Genomic DNA, 368 nt, shown 5'->3' with positions numbered 1-368 from the left:
TTACCATCTGGCAATAAAAACAAGCCATTAGAGTAAATAATTGGTCGCTCAGTGAGTGTTTTAGTCGGTACATGGTAGTTATAATGTTTACCACTGGCGTAAAAAATCACATTTTCACTGTCTTTGGTCCAGTTAAAATGAGCATAACCATGGCCTTTACTCATAAAAATAAACTGTTGGGTTTTGGTATCCCACAGCTCGCGGGTAAAACCGTGCTCTGTTGTATCCATAGATAAAGCAATGTAGCGGTTATCTGGCGAGCGCTTGGGTGTGTGGCTACCAATAAGCCCCCTACCTTCAAAGGCAGCTTCGGGGATAATGCGGCGCCTATCAGAGCCATCCATCCGTGCTGAGAACAGCGTTTTCCT

General features: G+C 44.3%; 1 pseudogene. It reads right to left on the bottom strand.

Going from position 1 to position 368, the window contains the following annotated elements:
* A pseudogene (locus H5154_RS23240) lies at positions 1–368 on the bottom strand (hypothetical protein); the annotation flags it as partial.

The sequence above is a fragment of the Pseudoalteromonas sp. SR44-5 genome, assembly GCF_014163675.1.
Lineage (GTDB): Bacteria > Pseudomonadota > Gammaproteobacteria > Enterobacterales > Alteromonadaceae > Pseudoalteromonas > Pseudoalteromonas rhizosphaerae.
Note: the sequence above shows the minus strand (reverse complement) of the source record. Positions and strands in the feature narration are given on the sequence as shown.